Source organism: Paraburkholderia sediminicola, assembly GCF_046026675.1.
GTDB lineage: Bacteria > Pseudomonadota > Gammaproteobacteria > Burkholderiales > Burkholderiaceae > Paraburkholderia > Paraburkholderia sediminicola_F.
On the sequence record NZ_JAQQEY010000001.1, the window covers coordinates 1,844,987 to 1,868,800 of the forward strand.

The 23,814-nt window shown below is 61.7% G+C and carries 22 protein-coding genes; 11 read left to right on the plus strand and 11 right to left on the minus strand.

Features of this window, described 5'->3' with window-relative positions; genetic code table 11:
* The first annotated feature begins 65 nt into the window (after window positions 1–65).
* Window positions 66–1,118, plus strand: coding sequence for an NADP(H)-dependent aldo-keto reductase (locus PQQ86_RS08005; protein ID WP_093632597.1), 1,053 nt, complete (start codon window positions 66–68; stop codon window positions 1,116–1,118).
* Window positions 1,119–1,193: 75 nt separating this feature from the next.
* Here PQQ86_RS08005 and PQQ86_RS08010 read toward each other — a convergent pair whose 3' ends face one another.
* Both PQQ86_RS08010 and PQQ86_RS08015 read right to left on the minus strand, forming a co-directional pair.
* Complete coding sequence (locus PQQ86_RS08010) at window positions 1,194–2,477, minus strand: MFS transporter (RefSeq protein WP_408265679.1); 1,284 nt, start codon at window positions 2,475–2,477, stop codon at window positions 1,194–1,196.
* A gap of 72 nt (window positions 2,478–2,549) precedes the next feature.
* Window positions 2,550–3,962: a M20 family metallopeptidase gene (locus tag PQQ86_RS08015; RefSeq protein WP_408265680.1), complete on the minus strand. Its 1,413-nt coding sequence runs from the start codon at window positions 3,960–3,962 to the stop codon at window positions 2,550–2,552.
* Window positions 3,963–4,165: 203 nt separating this feature from the next.
* On the opposite strand from PQQ86_RS08015, the gene PQQ86_RS08020 reads away from it, so the two are divergent.
* Complete coding sequence (locus PQQ86_RS08020; protein WP_408265681.1) at window positions 4,166–5,125, plus strand: LysR family transcriptional regulator; 960 nt, start codon at window positions 4,166–4,168, stop codon at window positions 5,123–5,125.
* A gap of 192 nt (window positions 5,126–5,317) precedes the next feature.
* Window positions 5,318–5,740 carry a hypothetical protein gene (locus PQQ86_RS08025; protein WP_054034577.1) on the plus strand — a complete coding sequence of 141 codons (423 nt, stop codon included), beginning with the start codon at window positions 5,318–5,320 and terminating at the stop codon, window positions 5,738–5,740.
* Window positions 5,741–6,607: 867 nt separating this feature from the next.
* Here PQQ86_RS08025 and PQQ86_RS08030 read toward each other — a convergent pair.
* Complete coding sequence (locus PQQ86_RS08030) at window positions 6,608–7,435, minus strand: ABC transporter permease (protein ID WP_408265682.1); 828 nt, start codon at window positions 7,433–7,435, stop codon at window positions 6,608–6,610.
* A 65-nt stretch (window positions 7,436–7,500) separates the two neighbouring features.
* Window positions 7,501–8,415, minus strand: coding sequence for a nodulation factor ABC transporter ATP-binding protein NodI (nodI, locus tag PQQ86_RS08035; RefSeq protein ID WP_408265683.1), 915 nt, complete (start codon window positions 8,413–8,415; stop codon window positions 7,501–7,503).
* A gap of 275 nt (window positions 8,416–8,690) precedes the next feature.
* Between nodI and PQQ86_RS08040 the strand changes: the two genes are divergently transcribed.
* Window positions 8,691–9,158, plus strand: coding sequence for a universal stress protein (locus tag PQQ86_RS08040; RefSeq protein WP_408193767.1), 468 nt, complete (start codon window positions 8,691–8,693; stop codon window positions 9,156–9,158).
* Window positions 9,159–9,319: 161 nt separating this feature from the next.
* On the opposite strand, the gene PQQ86_RS08045 is transcribed toward PQQ86_RS08040, so the two are convergent.
* The 3 genes from PQQ86_RS08045 to lexA form a co-directional block, all read right to left on the minus strand.
* Entirely contained in the window at window positions 9,320–9,982 is a 663-nt protein-coding gene (locus PQQ86_RS08045) for a DUF2939 domain-containing protein (protein ID WP_408265684.1), read from the minus strand.
* A gap of 163 nt (window positions 9,983–10,145) precedes the next feature.
* On the minus strand, window positions 10,146–10,490 hold the full coding sequence (locus PQQ86_RS08050) for a hypothetical protein (protein WP_408265685.1): 345 nt from the start codon (window positions 10,488–10,490) through the stop codon (window positions 10,146–10,148).
* 58 nt (window positions 10,491–10,548) lie between these two features.
* The gene (gene lexA / locus PQQ86_RS08055) at window positions 10,549–11,199 is read right to left on the minus strand and encodes a transcriptional repressor LexA (protein WP_054034573.1); all 651 of its coding nucleotides are present in this window, start codon (window positions 11,197–11,199) and stop codon (window positions 10,549–10,551) included.
* A 315-nt stretch (window positions 11,200–11,514) separates the two neighbouring features.
* Here lexA and PQQ86_RS08060 point away from each other — a divergent pair, with 315 nt between their 5' ends.
* The 6 genes from PQQ86_RS08060 to PQQ86_RS08085 all read left to right on the plus strand — a co-directional run bounded on the left by PQQ86_RS08060 (window position 11,515) and on the right by PQQ86_RS08085 (window position 17,826).
* Window positions 11,515–12,564, plus strand: a complete 1,050-nt coding sequence (locus PQQ86_RS08060; RefSeq protein ID WP_408265686.1) for a sulfate ABC transporter substrate-binding protein — start codon at window positions 11,515–11,517, stop codon at window positions 12,562–12,564.
* A gap of 152 nt (window positions 12,565–12,716) precedes the next feature.
* Window positions 12,717–13,619 carry a sulfate ABC transporter permease subunit CysT gene (gene cysT, locus PQQ86_RS08065; protein ID WP_093632607.1) on the plus strand — a complete coding sequence of 301 codons (903 nt, stop codon included), beginning with the start codon at window positions 12,717–12,719 and terminating at the stop codon, window positions 13,617–13,619.
* A complete protein-coding gene (gene cysW / locus PQQ86_RS08070) occupies window positions 13,616–14,629 on the plus strand; it encodes a sulfate ABC transporter permease subunit CysW (protein ID WP_408265687.1) in 1,014 nt (337 codons plus the stop codon). Before cysT ends, cysW begins: the two co-directional genes overlap by 4 nt.
* The gene (locus tag PQQ86_RS08075) at window positions 14,629–15,687 is read left to right on the plus strand and encodes a sulfate/molybdate ABC transporter ATP-binding protein (RefSeq protein ID WP_054034571.1); all 1,059 of its coding nucleotides are present in this window, start codon (window positions 14,629–14,631) and stop codon (window positions 15,685–15,687) included. The genes cysW and PQQ86_RS08075 overlap by 1 nt, the downstream gene beginning before the upstream one ends.
* 119 nt (window positions 15,688–15,806) lie before the next feature.
* Complete coding sequence (locus PQQ86_RS08080) at window positions 15,807–16,733, plus strand: CysB family HTH-type transcriptional regulator (protein WP_408265688.1); 927 nt, start codon at window positions 15,807–15,809, stop codon at window positions 16,731–16,733.
* Window positions 16,734–16,782: 49 nt separating this feature from the next.
* Window positions 16,783–17,826: an asparaginase gene (locus PQQ86_RS08085; RefSeq protein ID WP_408265689.1), complete on the plus strand. Its 1,044-nt coding sequence runs from the start codon at window positions 16,783–16,785 to the stop codon at window positions 17,824–17,826.
* Between the two features lie 158 nt (window positions 17,827–17,984).
* Here PQQ86_RS08085 and PQQ86_RS08090 read toward each other — a convergent pair whose 3' ends face one another.
* From PQQ86_RS08090 to gcl, 4 genes are all read right to left on the minus strand, one after another.
* Window positions 17,985–18,386: a DUF3597 domain-containing protein gene (locus PQQ86_RS08090; RefSeq protein ID WP_054034570.1), complete on the minus strand. Its 402-nt coding sequence runs from the start codon at window positions 18,384–18,386 to the stop codon at window positions 17,985–17,987.
* A gap of 553 nt (window positions 18,387–18,939) precedes the next feature.
* On the minus strand, window positions 18,940–19,848 hold the full coding sequence (locus PQQ86_RS08095; protein ID WP_054034569.1) for a 2-hydroxy-3-oxopropionate reductase: 909 nt from the start codon (window positions 19,846–19,848) through the stop codon (window positions 18,940–18,942).
* 57 nt (window positions 19,849–19,905) lie between these two features.
* Window positions 19,906–20,715 carry a hydroxypyruvate isomerase gene (hyi, locus tag PQQ86_RS08100; RefSeq protein ID WP_074284326.1) on the minus strand — a complete coding sequence of 270 codons (810 nt, stop codon included), beginning with the start codon at window positions 20,713–20,715 and terminating at the stop codon, window positions 19,906–19,908.
* Window positions 20,716–20,825: 110 nt separating this feature from the next.
* The gene (gcl, locus tag PQQ86_RS08105; RefSeq protein WP_408265690.1) at window positions 20,826–22,601 is read right to left on the minus strand and encodes a glyoxylate carboligase; all 1,776 of its coding nucleotides are present in this window, start codon (window positions 22,599–22,601) and stop codon (window positions 20,826–20,828) included.
* 222 nt (window positions 22,602–22,823) lie between these two features.
* Between gcl and PQQ86_RS08110 the strand changes: the two genes are divergently transcribed.
* Complete coding sequence (locus PQQ86_RS08110; protein WP_408265691.1) at window positions 22,824–23,738, plus strand: LysR family transcriptional regulator; 915 nt, start codon at window positions 22,824–22,826, stop codon at window positions 23,736–23,738.
* Window positions 23,739–23,814 lie beyond the last annotated feature (76 nt).

Sequence of the window (23,814 nt, forward strand, 5' to 3'; positions counted from 1 at the left end):
CTGCAGGCATCGCGCGGGCATGGTAACGTCAGCGCTTTCCCTTTACACACAACAGGACAGGTTCGATGGAATACCGCAGACTCGGCGACTCGGATGTGAAGGTTAGCCTGATCGGTCTCGGCACCATGACGTGGGGCGAGCAGAATACCGAGCAGGAAGCGCACGCGCAGATCGATTACGCGCTTGATCATGGCGTCAATCTGATCGACGCCGCGGAAATGTACCCGGTGCCGCCACGTCCCGAGACGCAAGGCTCGACCGAGCGCTATATCGGCACGTGGATCGCACAGCATCGCAGCGCGCGCGAGAAGATCGTGCTGGCCACCAAAATCGCTGGCCCGGCGCGCCAACCGCACAATCCGCGTCATATTCGCGGCGAGGGCAACCAGTTCGACCGCAAGAACCTGACCGAAGCGCTCAACGACAGCCTGAAGCGTCTGCAAACGGACTACGTCGATCTGTATCAGTTGCACTGGCCGGATCGCAGCACGATGACGTTCGGTCGTCCGGCCTATCCGTGGGTCGATGACGAATATACGGTGCCGATCGAAGAAACGCTGTCGGTGCTCGCCGAATTCGTCAAGGCGGGCAAGATTCGCCATATCGGCGTGTCGAACGAAACCCCCTGGGGCGTCGCGCAGTTTCTGCGCGCGGCGGAAAAGCTCGGCTTGCCGCGCATCGTCAGTATCCAGAATCCGTATAGTCTGTTGAACCGTACGTACGAAGTGGGTCTGTCCGAGTACGCGCATCGCGACAACATTGGTCTGCTTGCGTATTCGCCGCTGGCCTTCGGCTGGTTGTCGGGCAAGTATGAAGGCGGCGCGCGACCGGATGGCGCCCGTATCACGCTGTTCGAGCGCTTTCAACGCTACAGCAAGCCGCAAGCGATTCAGGCAACCACGCGCTATGTGGAACTGGCGAAGCGTCACGGTTTGTCGCCCGCGCAGTTCGCGCTGGCCTTCGTTAATAGCCGGCCGTTCCTGACGAGCAATCTGATCGGCGCCACGTCGCTCGATCAGTTGAAGGAAAACATCGCCAGCGCCGAGGTGAAACTCTCGCCGGAAGTGCTCGCGGAGATCGACAAGCTGCATGAATTGCAGCCGAATCCGGCGCCTTGACGTAGCTGCCGGGGCGGCAAGGCGAGTTGATCCGCCTTGCTTGCCTCGAACTCAATCAACGTTGCCCAAATTCGCTCAGCGAATCTTCAGCCTGGAGCGCACCGCATTGAGCGCCAGCAAGCTCACCACCGCGCAGAACATCAGATAGAAGCCGGGCGCGAGCTTGTTGCCGCTCGCGTCGATCAGCCAGGTGATGACGAAGGGCGCAAAGCCGCCGAACACCGTCACGCCGATGTTGTAGCTGACCGCGAGACCGGTCGCGCGCGTCTGCGTCGGGAAAATCTCCGACATCAGCGCGGGCAGTGCACCGAAGTACGTCGCCTTCAGCACACCGATCCAGATCAGCGCCAGCAGCATCGTGGCGAACGACGGATGCGCATTCATATACACGAAGGTCGGATAGACCGTCAGCAGCATCAACGTCGCGGCGACTGCCATGATGCGGATGCGTCCAATGCTATCGGACAGGTGGCCGGCGAACGGCGTCAGCACCGTCAGCACGATTCCCGTTGCGAGCGTCGCCGAGAAGCCGGTCGAAGCGGGCAGGTGCAGTTGCTTGATCGCGTAGGTTGGCATGTACAGAATCATGTAGTTGGCCGCGGTCGAAATGACCAGCGAGCCGACCGCGAGCAGCATGCGGACCTTCTGCGAGCCGAACAGATCGCGAAGCGGCGTGCGGGTTTTCGGCTCTGTGTTGAACTCGGCGCCCTCATCCACGTAACGGCGAATATAGAAGCCGACCGGGCCGATCGCGAGCCCGAACAGAAACGGAATACGCCAGCCCCACGATTCGAGTTGCGCCGACGTAAGCTGGCTCGTCAACAACGCGCCGAAGCCGGAGGCGAGCAGCGTCGCCATGCCCTGACTGGCGAACTGCCAACTGCCCATGAAGCCCCGTCGCTCGGGTGCATGCTCGACCAGAAACGCGGTGGAAGCGCCGAACTCGCCGCCTGCCGAGAAGCCTTGAACGAGCCGCGACAGCATGATGCCGGCCGGCGCCCACAAACCGATCACGGCATACGGCGGCATCACGGCGATCGTCAACGTGCCGATCACCATCAAGCCGATCGACAGCAGCAGCGACACCTTGCGCCCCGCGCGATCCGCGAGTGAACCGAGCACGAGTCCGCCGAGTGGCCGGATCATATACGAGATGCCGAAGGTGCCGAGCGTGAGCATTAAGGAAATCGCTTCGGTGCGCGCCGGGAAAAACAGCTTCGCGATCGTCACCGCGAAAAATCCATAGACGACGAGGTCGAACCATTCAAGCGCATTGCCGATCGATGCCGCGAGAATGATGCGATGGACCTTCGCGGCGGACGGCCGCGCGGCGCTGGCTTGCAAGGTGGACGTGCTCATCGTGGCGTGCCTCGTGGCGGATGCGGCTAACAGTTAACTGCGGGTGTGCTGCAGGCGTACTGCGTTGATCGCTCAGGCCGTGGCTTGTTGGATCGTCGCGGTTGAGTGCGGCGAGTTCTCGCCGAGATCCCAGAAAAGTCCCGCCATGATCTGCAGACCCTCGCGCACCACGGGTCCGAGCAGATGCTCGTTCGGCGCGTGCTGGGAGCAGGCCGGGTACGAATGCGGCACCCAGATGGTCGGCAGACCGAGCGTGTCGGCGAACACTTCGTTGGGCAGCGTGCCGCCGAGATTCGGCAGCACGGCCGTTTTCTTTCCGGTGGTCTGTTCGAGCGAGGCGATGGCCCACGTGACCCACGGGTCGTCGGGATTCAGACGTGTGGCCGGCGCACCGCGCTCGACGCTGATCTCGACGAGTGAGAAGCCACTCCCATCCAGATGCGTACGCAGATGTTGCTCGAGGTTTTCCCAGTCGGTACCGACCACGAAGCGCAACTGGCAATGTGCGAAGGCTGACGCCGGAATTGCATTGACCGGGTTCTCGGGATTGCCGGCCTTGAACGCCAGCACTTCGAAGCTGTTCCAGCCGAACACACGTTCTGGTGGCGTGAGACCGGGCTCGCCCCAGTTATCGTCGACGGCCGGGTCGTTCGGACCGCCGCCTACCGTTATATCCGCCAATGCGCGACGCACCGCTTCCGGAATTGGCGGCGGACGTAAGCCGTCGACAGCGATTACGCCGCGCGCATCGACGAGGCTTGCAAGCGCGTTCGCCAGCACGGTGGCCGGGTTGCGCAACAGACCGCCCCAGTTGCCCGAGTGATGCGCGCCGTCGCGCAGATTCAGCGAGAGCTTGAAGTTTACCGAGCCGCGTGAACCGAGGAACACGGTGGGGCGGCGCGCGGCGAGGCGCGGACCGTCGGAGGCGATCAACACGTCCGCGGCCAGTTCCTGTTTGTGTTTGTGGCAGATTGCGTCGAGCCCTGGCGAGCCGGTTTCCTCGCCCATCTCGATCAGTAGTTTTGCGTTGAAGCCGAGCTTGCCGTCGCGCACGGCCAGCACGCTCGCTAGCGCGGCGAGATTGATGGTGTGCTGGCCCTTGTTATCGGCGGTGCCGCGGCCATACCAGCGTTCGCCTTCGATCGTCACGGCCCACGGCGTCAGCGGTGCGCGCCATTGACTGTCGTAGCCGCGCACGACGTCGCCGTGGCCGTAGATCAGTACGGTGGGCAGACGGTCGTCTTCGTGACGATTGGCGATCAGGAACGGCCCGAAACCTTCCGCGGGGTTATCGACGATGCGCGTGCTGAACCCTAGCCCTTCGACTTCGGGCGCGATCTCATCGGTCAGGTACGACAGCAACGTAGCGGCGCGATCGCTTTCCTGACTTTCCGTGCGAAATCCGACGCGCCGGTTGAGGTTCTCGAGGAAGGCGCCTGATTCGAAATGGTACGTTGCGTGTTCGATGGCCTGATTGCGGCTCATGTTTGTCTCCGATGCGGGGTGCGGGGGATGGCGGCGACGCGGCGCCGTGTGTGGCACGTCTGGTTCGCGGCCATCAGCTTCGAAACGATTCTAGGAGGCCGATATTTTTGTCACAATGATCGTCTTTCGAAGCTTGTGTTGCCGAAAAGGCAAAGCTCGATACACTGACACACGGCTGCATCCGCTTGCAAAAGGCATCGCTCATGGCACTTTCATTACACGGCATCGCATTGCGTTATTTCGTTGAAGTGGCTCGCACCGGCTCGATCAGCGACGCGTCCGCGCGGCTGCATGTGGCCGTGTCGGCGATCAGCCGGCAGATTGCGCGGCTCGAAAGCGATCTCGGCGTCGCGCTGTTCGAGCGGCGGCCGCGCGGCATGTCGCTCTCCGAGGCAGGCGAGCGTCTGCTTGCCTACGCGCAGCGCAGCCTGCTCGAGGCAGAGCACGTGATGAAGGAGATCGGCGGCCTTGAGGCGTTGCACGGCAGCATGATCAAGGTCGCCAGTTCGGAGGGATTCGCCGCGGATTTTCTGCCCAGCGCGATGGCGGCGTTCCGCAGCCACTATCCCGGGATCGACTTCACGCTCTCCGTGATGCCGCCGGGAGAGGCCACTCGCCGGGTGCGTGATGGCGACGCCGATCTCGCGCTGACGTTCAGTCTCGCGCCGGAAAAGGGCGTCAAGGTCGAACACACCGAGCGCGCGCCGGTGCTGGCGCTGCTGCGCGCCGATCATCCGCTGGCCACGCGCGCGAAGGTGTCGCTCACCGACCTGCAGCGCTATCCGCTGGTTCTACCGGAGCCTGGTACGACGATTCGACAGTTGATCGACATTACCTGCGCGCTTGAAGGCGTGCTGCTCGAGCCCGATCTCACCTGCAACAATAGCGGCGCGATGTACCGTTATGCGCAGAAGTCCGGGGCGATCATGTTCACGGGGCTGCTGTCGGTGCGTGACCGTTACGCCGGCGACGGCTTCGTCGCGATGCCGCTGACGCATCCGCAGATGCGCCAGCGCAGCATCCAGGTGCAGACGATGGCCGGACGGGAGTTGCCGCCGTCGGTGAAGGCGTTCCGCGACCATCTGATCGCAGAAATCGGCGGTGCCAAGCCCACGAATGCTGCAGTGCCGAAGCCGGCTCGAAAGCGCGGCGAGGCGCGTTGAAAGGCAAATCTCCCTGCCGGACGGCGAATCACGACCTAAACTGTGGGGACGGGGCGGGCTGGTCGGCCTCTACTGCACGGCTGGCGGTGCTGTGGCCCGTACCAATGGTAGGATTCAGCCCGAAAAATGGAGCACGGTGCGCGACGAATGGGCGTGCCGTCCACAACAGAGCGATAGGACTCAGGACATCGAATGGCGCAACAAAAAACAAACCCAAAACTTGAGCAGGCGCTGACGCGCGGGGATCTTGCAATTCGCCAGGCCAACTCGGCACGGGCGACGGCGTTGCTGCGCGCGTTGGGCAAGATGATCGTCGAGGCATCGGCGACGATTGGCGTGGAGGCATTCACGCTGATTCCGGACGGCGACAAGATTTACGATCCGACTGATGGGCTGTGGCCGCAGGAACTGCAGGTTTCGCTTGATGGTCCTGTTGAGGAGCAGGACCCGGATGAGGTTCGAACGGTCCGGTTGATTGCCGATGATCCGGCGACGGTGTTCAGGGTTGAATGGCAGCGGGCCGACGGGAAAATCGGACGTCAGGATGGGGGGCCGTTTGCAACGGTGGCTTTTATTTCTGATGTCGATATTCCTTGGACGGATGATGAGGATTAAGGTTGAGGGGTTTTTGCCTGCGCGGCGCTTTTGTCAGTGTTCTTGGGGCTTTGGCCTTTCCTTGAATTGTTAGTGGTCTATTAGTGTTGCCCCTGTGCGGGGCGGCACCTACTTTCTTTGCCGCCGCCGCAAAGAAAGATAAGCAAAGAAAGCGGCTCAAACCGCGAATGCTAAGTGGGGCCCGCGGTCTGCTGCGGGTAGTGGTGCATCTGGAATCTGGGTTCGTGCACCGGCATGCGCCAGTGACAAGGGTGTCATACTTCCGGCGGCGCTGCGCGCGCCGAAGAGCACTTCAAAAACCACCGGCTACGTGTTGGCACCTACGTCTCTCCACCGGGCCGTGGCTCGTCATCGCACGGCAACGCCTCCGCGATTGTGATAAGGCCGGTGATTGCAGCACACCGACAAATCTTTTGAAGTGGGGGCGCCGGGTGAGTGCAGAGGCGCGTCGCCGAGGCGAAGCCGACGGCTCCCGCTGCGCAAAAACGAAGCCCGTGGTTTCCCCTGCATACCCGTCCGCGACGCACGTAGTGCGGAGTGGGAGTTGATGAGTCCTTTGTCACTAACGCGGAATGTGCGAGAACACGGATTCCAGATGGACCACTACCCGCAGCAGACCACGGTGCCCACTTAGCATGAGCGGTTTAAGCCGCTTTCTTTTGCCTACTTTTCTTTGCGGCATGCAAAGAAAAGTAGGTGGCGCCCCGCACAGGGGCAACGCTAATAGACCACTAACAATACAAGGAGAGGCACCAAAGCCAGATCAAGGAAAGGCCAAAGCCCCAAGAACACTGACAAACAACCGCCGAGCAGGCAAAAAAACCACTCACCCGCCACGCGAAAAAAACCGGCCGCAGGCCCCCAAACCTATTTCATCATCCTGCGCCGAAACAAAACCGCCGAAACAACAAACCCACCCACCGCATAAACCACCAGCACGGCAACATGCAAAACAGCACCATCAACAGGCCGCCCCAGCATAGCCGGCCGAATCAGATCAACTGCATGCGCCAACGGCAAAAGCTCAGTCACGACCCGCGCCGCAGCAGGCAACTGTGAAACAGGAAAGAACACCCCAGACAGCAGCAACATCGGCGTCAACACCAACGTCTGATAAAACATAAAAAAGTCATACGACGGAGCAAGCGCCGTCACCACCATCGCGACACTCGCGAATGCGAGCCCCGTCAGCACGATCACCGGCAACGCCAGCAACATCGACGGAAAACTCGCGTAGCCGAGACCCCCCGCGACCAGCATGATCGCCGCGCCCGATAGCATCGACTTACTGCCCGCCCAGATCACCTCGCCAAGCACGATGTCGCCGAGCGTGAGCGGCGTATGCATGATCGCCTCCCACGTGCGCTGTACGTGCATGCGCGAAAAGCCCGAATACATCGACTCGAAACTGGCCGACATCATCACGCTCGATGCCACCGTGCCGGCAGCGAGAAACGCGATATACGACACGCCGTCGACATGCCCGACCATTAGCCCAAGCCCGAAACCCAGGCCAAACAGGTAGATCATCGGATCGGCAAGATTGCCGAACATCGAAGCAATCGCGAGCTTCCGCCAGACCAGATAGTTGCGGCGCCACACCGCAATCCAGTTGACGGCGTTGGCCGGGAAAGCGGCGAAGGTCTCCTGCTTAGGCGGCGTCTCGCCGTGCGGTTCGTAAGTGCGTGCGTCCATTGCGTGTCTCTTGCCGTGTCGTTATAGCTGTAGAGGATTGCGAGCTGAGCCGATGTCGATACGCGTCAGTCCTGCATCTCGCGTCCGGTCAGACGCAGGAACACATCTTCCAGATTCGCCGGGCGATGCAGGTAACGCAGATCGGCGCGTTGCTTGAGCCGGGCATGCACGGGCTGCGCGTCGTTCACATAGCAGAAGAGCGTCTCGCCGCTGATCTCGGTGCGCTCGACAAACGGCGCCAATTCGTCGCGCAACGCAACCGGATCGGGTCCGAAGATTTCGATCACATCACAGCCGATCTCCGACGCGATCAATGCACGCGGCTCGCCTTCGGCGATCTTGCGACCTTCCTCGATCACGCACAGGCGGTGGCACAGCCGTTCGGCTTCTTCCATGAAGTGCGTGGTCAACAGAATGGTCTTGCCGCGTGCAAGCAGCGAGCGCAGCCGTTCCCAGATCAGGTGGCGCGCTTGCGGATCGAGACCGGTGGTCGGCTCGTCCATGATCAGCACGTCGGGGTCGTTGACGAGCGCGCGAGCCAGCGTCAGGCGCCGCTTCATGCCACCCGACAGTTCGCTCACACGTGCATCCGCCTTGCTCTCGAGACGCGCGAATTCGAGCAGCGACGGCACCATCTCGCGGCATTGCGCGGCGCTCAGGCCGAAGTAGCGGCCGAACACCAGCAGGTTTTCGCGGACCGTGAAATCGGGATCGAGATTGTCGAACTGAGGCACTACGCCGACACGCGCCCGGGCCACGCGCGCGCGACCGGGAATCGGCTCGCCGCACAGGCGGATCGCGCCGGCATCCGGTGCGGCGATGCCGAGCAGCATGCGCAACGTGGTGGTCTTGCCTGCGCCGTTCGGACCGAGCAGGCCGAAACATTCGCCGGCGTTGACGTGAAACGACAGTCCGTCGACGACCGTCTTTTCGTCGTAGCTTTTTTTAACCTGGTGGAATTCAATGGCGGCTTCAGACATGGATCGAACGAGGCTCCGTGAAAAGACGCAAATGGCCGGTAAGGCCGCTCATTCTATGGCATCGGCAGCGAGGTGTTGGTCGGCGCTGGATGTGCCGGACGGCGTTTCTTGCGCTGCGGCAAAGGTTCGCAGGTGACCCCAATCCGGCCCAAACCCGCCACAAATCCAGCACGCACCTGTTTAGGGCGCACTTAGCGTTTTCCATCCCTTGCAACCTGAATTGCGGCGCACCATGATTCATTAAGACCGCGTTCCTCGCGGATGGGAGAAAAATCATGGCGAGCTACCAGAAAATCCTGCTGTGCTACGACGGCTCGCGCGAAGGCCGCAAAGCGTTACGTTGCGGCGCCGACCTGGCGTTGGATCTGAAGGCGGAAACGCATCTGCTATCAGTGGTTGACATGCGCTCGAGCATTGCGCAAAGCGCGGGCCTGCTGACGGATGTGGCCTGCGGCAGTTTCGAAAAAACTGCCCGCGACATCCTGCAGGAAGGGGTGGACTGGCTCACCGAACGCGGCGTGACCGCGCAAGGGCATTTTGCGTTCGGCCATCCGATCGACGAGATCGCCAATCTCGCTAACGAATTGCATGTCGACCTCGTGGTGGTCGGCCACCGTTGCCGCACCGGTCTGTCACGATGGTGGATGGGCGCGGGGAATACCCCGCTGCTCGACCGGATCTCATGCAGCATTCTGGTGGCGTGCTCTTCCGCGCAGGAGCAGCAGCAAGCCGAGGCTGCTTGACGCACGGCGGGGTGGAGGGCGTGGACTGGGCTTAGTGAGGCTGAATGATGGGCCACGTGGGCCGAACGGTCGCTCGTTCAGGGCGACTGCGGCGGCCTGGTGGCCCCTATCAAGTCGGTGCACTCGCTAACTCGCACAACTCGATTGCGCTCGCCGGGCGATCATTCGTTCAGATTGACCGCGGCCAGCTTCCATGTGAACAAACCTTCGCGCCGCAAAATCGCCGAATAACGGGCGTCACCAGCGCCGTGCTGATAGCTGACGACGAACTCATTAAGGCCGCGGTAGCCTGCCGTGGTTTGCGGCGGTTGCGGCGGCGTGACACTGTTCCCGTTGTTGGCTGCGCCGTTGGCCGTATTGCCGGCAACAGAGGGCGCCGGTTCTGGCGCAGACGCCGTTGCGGCTGGCGAATTTCCGGCGCCCGCCGGAACAGGAGGGCGCTCGCCCGGGTTGCCGCGCGGCGGCATACCGTTCAGTAATGCCGCGACGCCGTCGGGTGTTGCATAAGCATCGACCAGCGGGCCGATCAAGGCCACGCCGATCATCGCGCCAATCGCCGCGAGCGGATTGCCGTTGCCTTGCACGTCGAGCCGACGCGTCAACAAGCCGGTGACCTGCTGCTTCAGGCTCTCGCGCAACGCGGGAAAGTCGACGTATTCATTGACGGTTTGCGCATCACGCGCATCCGCCGCGCGTTTGAGCTTATTCAGCGCCATGTAAGGCGACGCGTAACAGAACCCCAACGCGGCAATCACCACAATCACAATCAAGGTGACGATCAGTGGCCGGGCGGCGTTGCGTTTTGTGCGTGTTGGAACTGCCATCGAGTGGGACTCTCTATCAGGTGTGATCTAACGTGGACCGCGGCCACGCAAAAACGATCCCAGGCGATGCGATATCCGAAAAGGCGCGGGCGGGCGAACGACCTTAGGCCGGGTGTCGCGCGTCGCACAGCAGCAATGGGATGCGGTGCACGCGCAGTGCAGCTTATGACTCGAACACAGCGCCGTGCACGTTGGCTTCATCTGCGATGCAACGATCGATCATGCGGCACACGGCGTCTACCGTGCCGACCATGATCAGCCGCGACGGTCCGTGATACACGCGCACCGGCGCACGACGCGCGGGTTCAGCCGTATTCAGCCCCGAGTTCAAGGACACGCGAGCAAAAGCCGGCAACGAGGACGGCAAGCCCGATACGCCGGCGGACGCGTCGAACAGCGATGGAGTACTGGCGGAGGACGCCTCGATCAGCGAACACGACACCAGCTTGCGCAGATGACGCAAACGACCGAACTGGCGAAAAGGCAGCAGGCGGGCAAGGCGTTCCATGAGTCTCTCCAGGCGATTCAACGTTGGTGCAGCTTGGGGTTGGCGTACGAGCGGGCAGTTAGAACTCGCCCGGGCGGATCAGCCCGACGGCGATACCCTCGAGCGCAAACTCCGCGCTGCCGGTTTCAACGAAGATGTTGTCGTAATCGGGGTTCTCGGCAATCAGCTCGATACCGTTCGGCCGGCGCTTCAAGCGCTTGACCGTCACGTCGTCGCCAAGGCGCGCGATGATGATCTGGCCGTCTTTGGCTTCGCTTTTCTTCTGCACCGCGAGCAGGTCGCCGTCGAAGATGCCCGCGTCGCGCATGGACAGCCCGCGCACCTTCAGCAGGTAATCCGGCTTGCTCGAGAATAGTGCCGGGTCGCACGCATAGTGCTGCGAGATATGTTCCTGCGCGAGGATCGGACTACCCGCGGCAACTCGCCCGATCAGCGGCAGCGACAGTTGCATGATGCTGGCGTGCGGCAGCGTGAACTGGTACGGCGAATCTTCCGATCCGCCCAGCAGGCGAATACCACGCGATGCGCCTGCGGCAAGCTCGATCACGCCCTTGCGGGCGAGGGCGCGCAGATGCTCTTCTGCCGAGTTGGCCGAGCTGAAACCCAGCTCGGCGGCGATCTCCGCGCGGGTGGGCGGAAAGCCGGTGCGTTCGATGGCCCGGCGGATCAGATCGAAAACCTGCTGCTGTCGTGCGGTGAGTTTGGTCATGGCGCCACTGTATGTATGAACAGGTGCCTGTATTTTTATACAGTATTCCGCGCAATTCAAGCTTTACTTTAAGTTCGCGGCTTGGGGTGGCGTTCTGACGTCGTAAATAGACGTTCCAACACCCGTTTTCGTGCCGCAACGCCTTATCCGGCCGTCATTACCACTTTTGCGTATTAAAGAATGAAGAAACATTATTTTTAATGATGAAAGCTCTTCGATAGACTGCCCTTCGAGTTGGCGCTCATGTGCACGTGACCGCGACGCAAAACAACACCACACGCTGTTTCAGCGGACCACAACGCGGAGAAAGTTGGCATGAACCATCAGGGCACGGGGCTGGCAGGCAAGACCAGAAAGCTTATCGCGGCGCTCGCATTCGGCGCAGTCGGTACGATCGCCGCGGTCGGCGTCACGGCGCCGGCACATGCAGCCGATACGACGCTGCTGAATGTGTCGTACGACCCGACACGCGAGCTGTATCAGGACGTCAACCAGGCATTCGGCAAGGAATGGAAGGCGAAAACGGGCGAAACGATCACCTTCAAGCAGTCGCACGGCGGCTCGGGTGCGCAAGCACGCTCGGTGCTGGACGGTTTGCAGGCGGACGTCGTGACCTTGGCGCTTGCCTATGACATCGACGCGCTGGCTAATAAAGGTTTGCTCGACAAGGGCTGGCAAAAGCGTTTGCCGGATAACGCCTCGCCGTACACGTCGACGATCGTGTTTCTGGTGCGCAAGGGCAACCCGAAGCACATCAAGGATTGGGACGATCTGATCAAGCCGGGTGTGTCGATTGTCACGCCGAATCCGAAGACGTCGGGTGGCGCGCGCTGGAACTACCTGGCCGCGTGGGCCTATGCTGAACATCAGCCGGGTGGCAACGACCAGAAGGCGAAGGAATTCGTCGGCAAGCTCTATAAGAATGCCGGCGTGCTGGATTCGGGCGCGCGTGGCGCGACCACCAGCTTCGTGCAGCGCGGTATCGGCGACGTGCTGATTGCGTGGGAAAACGAAGCGTTCCTCTCGCTGAAGGAATTCGGTCCGGAGAAATTTGAAATCGTCGTGCCGTCGGTGAGCATTCTGGCCGAGCCGCCGGTTGCGGTAGTGGACAAGGTGGTCGACAAGCACGGTACGCGCAAGGTGGCGGAAGCGTATCTGAACTTCCTGTACAGCGAGGAAGGTCAGGAAATCGCCGCAAAGAACTTCTACCGTCCGCGTTCGAACAAGGTGCCGGCCGAGCTGACTTCGAAGTTTCCGAAGCTGAAGTTGTACACGGTGGACGACTCGTTCGGCGGCTGGGCGAACGCGCAGAAGACGCACTTTGCCGACGGCGGCGTGTTCGATTCGATCTACTCGCCGCAGTAACGGGCAGTCAGCCGGAGGAGATGCGCAGTTAGACGCCGCAGTTGAACGCGTAGTCACACTTCGCCATGAAGCGCGCCCGCGAGGCGCGCTTTTTGGCCAGCCAGGCGGCCGAAAAAAGAGCCGCCGGCCTCAACCCTGAAAGAGTACTGAGCATGACGACGTTGACCTTCCGAAAACCGAGCGCGTTGCCCGGTTTTGGCCTGACACTCGGCATCACGGTGGCTTATCTGAGCCTCGTGGTGCTGATTCCGCTTGCAGCGACCTTTCTCAAGACCGCGACGCTCGACTGGCCTCAGTTCGTGCGCGCGGTGAGTTCGCCGCGCGTGCTCGCGTCGTATCGCCTGACGTTTTTCTCGGCCCTCGGCGGCGCGCTCATCAACGCGGTGTTCGGCTTTCTGGTTGCGTGGGTGCTGGTGCGTTATACGTTCCCGTTCAAGCGTATCGTCGACGCGGTGGTCGATCTGCCGTTCGCTTTGCCGACTTCCGTGGCCGGTATTTCGCTTGCGGCGGTGTATGCGGGCAACGGCTGGATCGGGCAGTTTCTCGAACCGCTCGGCATCAAGATCGCTTTCACGCCGGCCGGCGTGTTGATCGCGCTGACCTTTATCGGTTTGCCGTTCGTCGTACGGACCGTGCAGCCGGTGCTCGAAGAGTTCGAACGCGAACAGGAAGAGGCGGCTGCGTGCCTCGGCGCGTCGCGTTGGCTGACGTTTCGGCGCGTGGTGCTGCCTGCGGTGTTCCCGGCTTTGCTCACGGGTTTCGCGCTGGCGTTCGCGCGGGCGCTCGGCGAATACGGCTCGGTGATTTTCATCGCGGGTAACGTGCCGATGAAATCGGAAATCACATCGCTGCTGATCATTACCAAACTCGAACAATATGATTACGCCGGCGCCACCGCGATTGCGGTCGTGATGCTGGTGGTGTCGTTCCTGATGCTGTTGTTGATCAATACGCTGCAGTGGTATCTGCAGCGCCGGACGGGCCGTGGCGGCGCAGGCCCGGCGCCTGCCGCCGCGAGTGTCGCGGCGATCGGTGTCGGCGGAGGTGTGCAATGAGCCGTAACTCCTTGAATAGCGCGGATGCTACGACTGTTGCCGAGGCGCCGCGTGCGCCGCTCAATATCGCGCGCCGGCCCGATCCGGTTACCGAACCACCCGTCGTGCGCTGGATTCTGACGGGCATCGCGTTGCTGTTTCTCGCGCTGTTCCTCGTCGTGCCGCTCGTCGCGGTGTTCTATCAGGCCTTGAGCAAGGGCATCGGCTTCTATCTGGAATCGCTGGTCGATCCTGATGCGTTGTCGGCCATCAAGCTCACCGTGATCACCGCTGCGATCGCAGTACCGCTGAATCTTGTGTTCGGCCTCGCGGCGTCATGGTGTATCGCCAAGTTCGAGTTCCGTGGCAAGGCATTGCTGACCACGTTGATCGATCTGCCTTTCTCGGTCTCGCCGGTGATCTCCGGCTTGATCTACGTGCTGATGTTCGGCGCACAGGGCTGGTTCGGCCCGTGGCTGCAGGACCACAACGTGCAGATCATTTTCGCGGTGCCGGGCATCGTGCTGGCGACGATCTTCGTCACGTTCCCATTCGTCGCGCGAGAACTGATTCCGCTGATGCAGGCGCAAGGCAACGACGAAGAAGAAGCCGCGCACGTGCTTGGCGCATCGGGCTGGCAGATCTTTCGACGCGTCACGCTGCCGAACGTCAAATGGGGCCTGCTGTACGGCGTGATTCTGTGTAACGCGCGGGCGATGGGCGAGTTCGGCGCGGTGTCGGTGGTGTCCGGCCACATTCGCGGCCAGACTGACACGATGCCGCTGCACGTCGAAATTCTCTATAACGAATACAACTTCTCGGCGGCATTTGCCGTGGCGTCGGTGCTGGCCTTGCTCGCACTCGTAACGCTCGGCCTGAAGCTGCTCGCCGAGCGCCATATGTCGGCGGAACTGTCGGCCGCGCGCGATGTGCCGGCGTATGCAGGGCCTGTCACGCCGCCGTCCGCTTCACCGTCCGTCAATGCAACGCATGCATCGCATCAACACGCGCTCAAGCAAGGAGAGCTGTAATGGGTATCACCGTTCGTAACCTGCAAAAGCGCTTCGGCGATTTCGTCGCGCTCGATAACGTTTCGCTCGACTTTCCGCCGGGCGAACTGGTTGCGCTGCTCGGGCCTTCGGGTTGTGGCAAGACCACCTTGCTGCGTGTGATTGCCGGCCTCGAATACGCGGATGCCGGCCAGGTCGTATTGCAAGGCCAGGATGTCGCGACGGTCGGTGCGCGCGAGCGTGAAGTCGGCTTCGTGTTCCAGCATTACGCGCTGTTTCGTCATATGACGGTGTTCGAGAACGTGGCGTTCGGCTTGCGTGTGAAGCCCCGCAAGGAACGGCCTTCGGAAGCGGTGATCCGCGAGAAGGTGCATGAACTGCTGAAGCTCGTGCAACTCGACTGGCTTGCCCAACGCTACCCGTCGGAATTGTCGGGTGGTCAGCGGCAGCGGATTGCGTTGGCACGCGCGCTGGCGGTCGAACCGAAGGTCCTGCTGCTCGACGAACCGTTCGGCGCGCTCGATGCGAAGGTGCGCAAGGAGTTGCGTAGCTGGCTGCGTCGTTTGCATGACGATCTGCATATCTCGACGATCTTTGTCACGCACGATCAGGAAGAAGCGCTCGAAGTGGCCGACCGGATCGTCGTGCTGAATCGCGGACACGTGGAGCAGGTGGGCAGTCCCCAGGACGTGTACGACCATCCACAAACTTCGTTCGTCTATGAGTTTCTCGGCGCGGCGAACCGTCTGCATGGCAACGTGGATGCGAGCGGTTTCGTGGTCGACGGCGCGGCGTTGCCGGTCGCGATCACGGCCGGTTTCAGTGGGCCGGCGTTCGCCTATGTACGTCCGCACGATCTGCAGTTGTATCCGCAAGCGTCTGGCCATCGCGAAGGCATTGTGGTCGACGTGCGGCGCGTGGTGACGCTCGGCGGCTCGGTGCGTGTCGAACTGGCGGGTCGCGAAGGCAATGTGCTCGAAGCGGAACTCGATCGCGAATCGTGGCGCGATCTGCAACTGTCGATCGGCGACGGCGTGACGGCGGTGCCGCGCGCGTTGCGCGTATTTCCCGCCCAGTAGGCGACGCCACGAGCAGCAAGACAAGCAGCAAGACAAGCAGCAACACAGGCAGCGCAACAACACTCGGCGTTTCAATCAAACTCTAATAACTCAACTCTGGCTCAACCGGAGACATACAGATGAACTTTCAGCAATTGCGCTTTGTGCGCGAGGCCGTGCGTCAGAACATGAATCTGACTGAGGTGGCGAACGTGTTGTACACGTCGCAATCGGGTGTGTCGAAACAGATCAAGGATCTGGAAGACGAGCTCGGCGTCGATATTTTCATCCGGCGCGGCAAGCGTCTGACGGGCCTCACGGAGCCAGGCAAGGCGGTGCATCAGCTGATCGAGCGGATGTTGCTCGATGCGGAGAATCTGCGCCGCGTCGCGCGTCAATATGCGGATCAGGACAGCGGCCACCTCGTCGTGGCGACGACTCACACGCAGGCGCGTTACGCGCTGCCGAAGGTGATCCGTCAATTCACCGAGGTATTCCCGAAGGTGCATCTGGCGCTGCGCCAGGGCAGCCCGCAACAGATTGCGCAGATGATCATCAACGGCGAAGCGGATATCGGCATTTCGACGGAAGCGCTCGACCGGTTCCCGGATATCGTCACGTTCCCGTGCTATTCGTGGCACCACGTCGTGGTCGTGCCGAAGGGCCATCCGCTGGTGGGCCGCGAAAATCTGACGCTCGACGAGATTGCCGAATTCCCGATCGTCACTTACGACCAGGACTTCACGGGCCGCTCGCACATCGACCAGGCGTTCGCGAAAGCGGGTGCGTTGCCCGACGTGGTGTTGACCGCCATCGATGCCGACGTGATCAAGACTTACGTCGAACTCGGCATGGGCATCGGCGTGGTTGCCGCGATGGCCTACGATCCGAAGCGTGATACGGAACTGGTCGCGCTGGAGACGCAGCATCTGTTCGAAGCCAGCACGACGCGGGTTGGTTTGCGCAAGGGCGCGTTCCTGCGTGCGTATGCGTACCGGTTGATCGAAATGTTCGCACCGCAGCTAAATGAAGCGGAAATCGCCGCGCAGTTGCGCGAAGCGGTTTGAAGGTTGCGCCGGATCGTCGCGGTTCGGCGCATCGCTTACAATCGCCGCCATGAATACTTTGACTTCTTCTTCCGCCACGCCTTCAGACGAAGGCGCCACGCCGCCGCTGCCACGCATCGCCGTGCTGGCGACCGGCGGCACGATCGCCGGCGCGGCCGCGGACGCCACCAATACATCGGGCTACCAGGCCGGTGTGGTCGGCGTCGAGCAATTGCTGGCCGTGGTGCCGGCCTTGTCCACGGTGGCGCGCATCGCGCCCGAGCAGCTTGCCAGCGTCGACAGTAAAGACATGGAAATGTCGCTGTGGACCACGCTCGCGCTACGCATCAACACGCTGCTCGCCGACGATGAAGTCGACGGCGTGGTGGTCACACATGGCACCGATACGCTCGAAGAAACCGCTTATCTGCTGCATCTGACGATCAAGTCGGACAAGCCGGTCGTGCTGACGGCCGCCATGCGCCCGGCATCGGCACTGTCTGCCGATGGTCCGCTGAATCTGCTGAACGCCGTGACGGTCGCGGCGAACGCGGATTCGCGCGGGCAGGGCGTGCTGGTGGCGTTCAATAACAAGATTCACAGCGCACGCGACGTGGTCAAGACGAGCACGTATGCGGTCGATGCTTTCCAGTCCCCGGATATCGGCGCGCTCGGCTGGGTGCAGGACGGTCGCATCGAATTCCAGCGCAACGTGGTGCGTCCGCATACGCTCGCGACCGAATTCGTGATCGGCGCGAAATGGCCGCATGTGGAGATCGTCGTGAGTTACGCGGGCGTCTCGCGCATTGCCGTGGATGCGTTGGTTGCTGCTGGTGTGCGCGGTATCGTCGTGGCGGGCACGGGTAACGGCTCGATTCACGCTTCGGTGCAGCAGGCGCTGGCCGATGCCGCTTCGCAAGGCGTCGTAGTGGTGCGTGCGTCGCGTGTGGGCTCGGGGCATGTGATGCGCAACGGCGCGGCCGCCGACGACGCACTTGGTTTCGTCAGTGCAGGTTCGCTGAATCCATACAAGGCGCGCGTGCTATTGATGCTCGCACTGGCCGCGGGCGGCACAGGGCCGGTTGCGTTGCAGAAGACTTTCGATACGTACTGATTGATTGAGCGCGAACGGCCCGGTTCAAAGTCAGAACCGTGTCCCGCACATGAAGCTTGAATGACAACGCGGCGCCCAGGTCATCGACCCGAGCGCCGCGTTGTCGTTTCAGCTTAAAGTTTTCGCTATCGCCTGAAACTGGCGACGCCGGCAAGCCGTTAGGACGCCAGATCCGGAGGCAACTTCCCGCCGTTCGCCGCCAGCGCTTGCATCACCTGTTTGTGCAGCCAGATGTTCATGCTCGCCGAATCGTTCGTGTCGCCGCTGTACTTCAGTTCCTGGGCGAGTTGCTTGCGATGCTCGAGGCTGCTGTCGACGCCGAGCGCTTTCAGCGTGTCGACGATCGACGTGCGCCAGTTCAACGTTTGCCCGCTCTCACTCACGAACTGGTCCATGACGACCGCGACGTCGACGTCAGTCAGCGGCGGGGGTGCCGGTGCAGCGTCCGGTGCGGCAGCTTGTGCCGCTGCCGGATCCGGTGTCGGCTCAACCGCAGGCGCGGGCTGGTCGGGCTTCGCTTTGCCGAAGAGCTTGTTTACGATGTCACCAAAGATGCTCATGCTGAATCCTTTGCAGAGGGGTTACCGGCGCAAGCACATTCCGCTCACGGGTTGAACTCTGGTTGCGAATCGGGCGAATGAAACAGAGCACATGCGCTGCGATGATCGGCAAGCCGTACGTGAACGCTGATACGCCAGCAACCAGACTCAACGAGTGTAGGAGAAAAGCGTGGAGGGGTGTGTCAAAAAAGGTCGTGCTGCGGGTGTGGAGTTGCAAGCAAATGCAAGCGGACTTGCGAGCACACCCGCGAAGAGACTTGCAAGGAGAGCTGCAAGCAGGCGGCGTGCATGATGCAGCCGCTGCGAGAGATTGGCGGAAAACGCATAAATTTGAAATCCGACAGCCGGACACCCGACGACGACGTCTGACCGACCAAGGCTTCCCCGGCGCCGCCGGGTGCCGCTGCGGACCCCACTTGCCGCTCTCAGCCCAGAGCGGCACGATTTGCCCGTTTCACCATGCATGCCGCACGACGAACCGGGCGCCCCACCTGCGGTTGCCACGACGACGATCACGTTGAAATCGCAACCGTCACGGCAACCTTGTCGTTGCTTAAGCTGCCTTGGCTTCGCTACCCGGCGCTTGCGCGACTTCGTAGTTCGCCATGATTTCGAGCGCGCGCACCATGGCCGAGTGATCCCATGCCTTGCCGCCATTCGCCGCGCATACGCTGAACAACTGCTGTGCGCTTGCCGTATGCGGCAGGGCGATACCCAGCTTGCGTGCGCCGTCGAGTGCGAGGTTCAGATCCTTCTGGTGCAGTTCGATGCGGAAGCCCGGATCGAACTTACGCTTGGTCATACGCTCGCCATGCACTTCGAGGATGCGCGACGAAGCGAAGCCGCCCATCAATGCCTTGCGCACACGTTCCGGATCGGCGCCCGAGCGTGACGCGAACAGCAGGGCTTCAGCCACGGCTTCGATGTTCAGCGCGACGATGATCTGGTTCGCGACCTTGCAGGTTTGACCCGCGCCGTTGTCGCCGATCAGCGAGATGTTCTTGCCCATTAGTTCGAATAGCGGCTTGGCCAGCGCGAACGCTTTTTCCGGACCGCCGACCATGATCGTCAGCGACGCTTCACGCGCGCCGACTTCGCCGCCCGAGACCGGCGCATCCAGGTAGTCCACGCCGAGGGCGTTGATCTTCTTCGCGAAGGCTTGCGTGTCGAGCGGCGAGATCGAGCTCATGTCGATCACCAGCTTGCCTTGCGTGAGGCCGGCGGCGACGCCGTCGTCCGCGAACAGCACGTTGGCGACGTCGGGCGTGTCCGGCACCATGATGATGACGATGTCGGCCGCTTGGGCGACAGCGGTCGAATTGGCGACCACGGTGGTCGTCTTGCTCAGATCTTCCGGCACCGGATAAGCGCCATTCACGAACAGCGAATGACCGCCCTTGATGAGGTTGCGCGCCATGTGCGCGCCCATGATGCCGAGGCCGATGAAACCGATCTTTGCCATGTGTCTAAATCTCCAGTGTTGTTTGGGGTGATATGCCTAAGCCGATCAATGAGCCGATCAGGCAGCGGCGTGGGCTGCGCCGCGGGTTTGCCCGGCCACGCTCTGCACCCAGCCGAGGCCGGCGGCGGTGGTCGTGCGCGGCTTGTATTCGCAACCGACGTAGCCCTCGTAGCCGAGCGAGTCGAGCAGGTCGAACAGGAACGGGTAGTTGATTTCGCCGGTGCCCGGTTCGTTGCGGCCCGGGTTGTCGGCGAGCTGGATGTGCGCGATCTGCGGCAGATTCTTCTTGATCGTTGCCGCGAGTTCGCCTTCCATCCGTTGCATGTGATAGATGTCGTATTGCAGGAACAGATTGTCTGAACCCACCGCGCGAATCACGTCGAGCCCTTCGCCCGAACGGTTCAGCGCGAAGCCGGGAATGTCGTACGAATTGCACGGCTCGACCAGCAGCTTGATGCCGGCTTTTTTCAGTTCGCCCGCGGCGAAGCGCAGGTTGTCGACGATCGTCGAGCGCGCCTTGTCCGCATCGACGCCTGCAGTCGGAATGCCGACGAGGCAGTTCAGTTGCGGCACTTTCAGGGCCGTCGCGTATTCGATCGCGCGGCCGACACCTTCCTGAAATTCGCCCACGCGATCCGGCAGGCACGCGATGCCGCGTTCACCCGCTTCCCAGTTGCCTGCGGGCAGGTTGTGCAACACGAGTTTCAAACGGTTCTGCTGCAGACGTTCGTTCAATTCAGCGATCTGATACGGATACGGAAACAGGAATTCGACGGCGTTGAAGCCCGCGTCCGCTGCTGCCGCGAAGCGGTCGAGGAACGGGACTTCGTTGAACAGCATGGTGAGATTCGCTGCAAATTTCGGCATGGTGCTTTTTGTCTCGCTGGTCGGTCAGTGGAATAACTTCATGAGGCGATTCAGTTGCGTTGAATGGCTACGCTGCTGAATCGCGCTCATCTGCTGCAAAGTCAGAAAGCTCAGTCGAGCATGCTGATTGCCGTCGGCGCGTCTTCGCGCTTTTCGGCCAGTTCTTCGAACTCGTTGATCGCGTCGATTTCGGTGCCCATCGAAATGTTGGTCACACGTTCGAGGATCACTTCGACGATCACCGGCACGTTGAACTCGGAGAGCATCGATTGCGCTTTCAGCAGGGCCGGCTTCAGTTCTTCCGGTTTGAACACGCGGATCGCCTTGCAACCCAGGCCTTCAGCCACCGCGACGTGGTCCACGCCGTAACCGTTCATTTCCGGCGCGTTGATGTTCTCGAAGCCGAGCTGCACGCAGAAGTCCATATCGAACGCGCGCTGTGCCTGGCGGATCAAACCGAGGTACGAATTGTTCACCACCACGTGCACGTACGGCAGCTTGAATTGCGCGCCGGCGGCCAGTTCTTCGATCATGAACTGGAAGTCGTAGTCGCCCGAGAGTGCGACGATCTGACGTTGCGGATCTGCTGCACGCACGCCGAGCGCTGCCGGAATCGTCCAGCCGAGCGGGCCTGCCTGGCCGCAGTTGATCCAGTTACGCGCCTTGTAGACGTGCAGGAATTGCGCGCCGGCGATCTGCGACAAACCGATCGTGCTCACGTAGCAGGTATCGCGGCCGAACACCTGGTTCATTTCTTCGTACACGCGCTGCGGTTTCATCGGCACGTTGTCGAAGTGCGTCTTGCGCAGCATCGTCTTCTTGCGTTGCTGGCAATCGGCGACCCATGCGCGGCGGTCCTTCAGCTTGCCGGCGGCCTTCCATTCCTTCGCTACTTCAACGAACAGTTCGAGCGCGAACTTCGCGTCCGACACGATGCCGAGGTCGGGGCCGAACACGCGGCCGATCTGCGTCGGCTCGATGTCCACATGCACGAACTTACGGCCCTTGGTGTAAACCTCGACGCTGCCCGTGTGACGGTTCGCCCAGCGGTTGCCGATGCCGAGCACGAAGTCGGAGGCGAGCATCGTCGCGTTGCCGTAGCGGTGCGAGGTTTGCAAGCCGACCATGCCGGCCATCAGCGGATGGTCGTCGGGAATCGCGCCCCACGACATCAGCGTCGGGATCACCGGCACGCCGACGGTTTCGGCGAATTCGACCAGCAGGTCTTCAGCGGCAGCGTTCAGCACGCCGCCACCCGAGACGATCAACGGCTTCTCAGCGTCATTCAAAAACTTCAATGCGGCTTCGATCTGTTTGCGGGTTGCTTTGGGCTTGTAGACCGGCAGCGGTTCGTACGTGTCGATGTCGAATTCGATTTCGGCGAGTTGCACGTCGATTGGCAAATCGACCAGCACCGGACCCGGACGGCCCGAGCGCATCAGGTGGAATGCCTGCTGGAACACGCGCGGCACGAGAGCCGGCTCACGCACGGTGACGGCCCACTTGGTGACTGGTTTGGCGATCGATTCGATGTCGACGGCCTGGAAGTCTTCCTTGTACAGACGTGCACGCGGTGCTTGGCCCGTGATAGCCAGAATAGGAATCGAGTCGGCCTGAGCGGAGTACAAACCGGTGATCATGTCGGTGCCGGCGGGGCCTGAGGTGCCGATACACACGCCGATGTTGCCCGGCTGGGCGCGCGTATAGCCTTCGGCCATGTGTGACGCCCCTTCGACGTGACGCGCCAGCACGTGGCTGATGCTGCCTGCTTTGCGCATGGCCGAGTAGAACGGGTTGATTGCTGCGCCCGGAACGCCGAATGCGGTGTTGATGCCTTCTTTTTCGAGCACCAGCACGGCTGCGTCGACGGCTCTCATCTTGGCCATGAATGTCTCCTGAATGTCTTGGGTGGGCGAATAGGTTGGCTGACGAATTCGCTGACGGATATGCAAACCAAAGGTGTTGATCGAACTGTAGGCCTCACCTAAAGGTTTGATAAGATCAGTCCAGGTCGCTTATTTCGAAACAAAAAGTATGGAATGGGCCTCGGGGTGCGAGACGGGGCGCGAGGTGGTTGCAACCCGCTTGCATGGGACCGGAGACAAAAAATGGACCGCTTCAAACAAATCGAAACTTTCGTGCGCGTCGCCGATGCGGGCAGTCTCGCGGCCGCCGCGCTGGAGGAGGGGGTGTCGCCGGTGATTCTCGGGCGCCGCATCGACGCGCTCGAAAAGCGCCTCGGCGTGAAGCTGATGTACCGCTCGACGCGGCGCCTCGTGGTCAGCGAAGAAGGCGCGGCGTTTCTCGAGCGCTGCCGTGGTCTGCTCACGGAATGGGACCAGGCGGAAAATGAACTGAGCGCCGGACGGCGCGCCGTGAACGGCCATCTGATCGTGTCGGCGCCGGCCGCGTTCGGGCGTAAGCACGTAGCGCCGCTTGCGCCGCCTTTTCTCGCCGACAAGCCAGAATTGCAGGTGTCGTTCAACCTGACCGACCGGGTCGTGGACCTGGTGCGCGAAGGGTATGACCTGTCGATCCGGATTGGCGGCGCGGTCGATCCAAATTTCGTCGCGGTGAAGCTGGCGTCGAACCGGCGCGTGGTGTGTGGTACGCCGGAATATTTCCGCAGATACGGCAAGCCGAAAACGCTCGAAGATCTGCCGCAGCACAATTGCCTCGCGTTCAACCTGCAAGGCGGGCAGAACCGCGGCTGGTACTTCCGCCGCAACGGCAAACTGGCGACGGTGCGGGTGGGCGGCACGCTCGACTGTAACGACGGCGAGCTGCTGCACCGTTGGGTGTCAGAAGGGCTCGGCCTCGGCTGGCGCTCCACGTGGGAAATCCAGCAGCAACTGGCGCGCGGCGAGCTGGAAACGGTGCTGGATGAATTCGCGCTGCCCGACTACGACATTCTGGCGGTCTATCCGCAGCAGCGTTATGTGCCGGCCAAGGTGCGCTACTTCATCGACTACCTGAAAGAGGTGTATGCCAGCGAGGATTACTGGAATCGTCCGACTTATTGAGGGCGGGGGTGAAGGTAATTTTTCGCGGATTTCACGCGAAGCCGGGAATAAACTCGGTATGCGGCCGGTCATGTTG